Annotated in this window: 1 protein-coding gene; it reads left to right on the plus strand. The window is 64.5% G+C overall.

Translation table 11 applies throughout. The annotated features are described in order from the left end of the window. On the plus strand, positions 1–1,244 hold a 1,244-nt coding region (locus AC1DUU_RS32375; protein ID WP_476787378.1), incomplete at both ends, for an ATP-dependent DNA helicase RecG.

Below are 1,244 nucleotides of genomic sequence, written 5' to 3' on the forward strand. Positions count from 1 at the left end.
GTCTATCCCCTCACCGCCGGCCTGTCGTCAAAGGTGCTGCGCCGCGCCATCGGCCAGTCGCTCGAACGTCTACCGGCTTTCCCCGAATGGCTCGACGCCGAGCTGATGCGGCGCCAAAGCTTTCCAAACTTCTCCGCAGCTCTCCAGCGCATCCACAATCCGATCGACCCGATCGACGCCTCGCCCGAAAACGCCGCTTGGCGCCGGCTCGCTTATGACGAATTGCTCGCCGGCCAAGTCTCGCTGGCTTTGGTTCGGGCCCGGGTACGCAAGCTGCATGGTCGGCCGCTGACCGGAGACGGGCGCATTGTCGATGCCTTGCGCTTGGCCCTGCCCTATTCCCTGACCGGTTCGCAGCAGGTGGCACTCGAAGAGATCGAGGCCGACCTCGCCAAGCCCGAACGAATGCTGCGGCTGCTCCAGGGCGATGTCGGCTCGGGCAAGACGGTAGTCGCGCTGCTTTCGATGGCGCGCGCGGTCGAAGCCGGCGGCCAGGCCGCTTTGATGGCGCCAACCGAAATCCTCGCCCGCCAACACCTCGCCACCATCGCACCGCTGGCCGAGCGTTTTGGCATGTCCGTCGCCGTGCTCACCGGCCGTGAAAAAGGCCGCGAACGTGCGCAGATCCTCGCCGGGCTGGAAAGCGGCGAGATCGACATCGTCATCGGAACGCACGCGCTGTTTCAGGAAACGGTGAAGTTCCATGACCTCGCACTTGCTGTCATCGACGAGCAGCACCGCTTCGGCGTCCACCAGCGCCTTGCCATCACCGCCAAGGGCGATGCCCCCGACATGCTGGTGATGACAGCAACCCCCATCCCGCGCACGCTTGTGCTCACCGCCTTTGGCGACATGGATGTGTCGCGCCTGACCGAAAAACCCGCTGGACGCCAGCCGATCCGCACGGTCACGCTGCCATTGGAGCGTATTGACGAACTCGTTGGTCGCATCAGGGATGCGGTAGCCGAGGGCCAGAAGATCTACTGGATCTGCCCGCTGGTCGAGGAGTCCGAGGAGATCAAGCTGATGTCGGCGGAGGACCGCTTCGCCTCGCTCCAGCCTGTCTTCGGCAATCGCATCGGCCTCGTCCATGGCCGCATGAAGGGCGCCGAAAAAGACGAGGCGATGCGCGCCTTCAAGGCGGGCGAAACGCGCGTTTTGATTGCAACGACTGTCATCGAGGTCGGGGTCGACGTGCCCGATGCCACCATCATGGTCATCGAGCACGCCGAACGTTTCGGCCT

Source organism: Aminobacter sp. P4_H6_2, assembly GCF_056400805.1.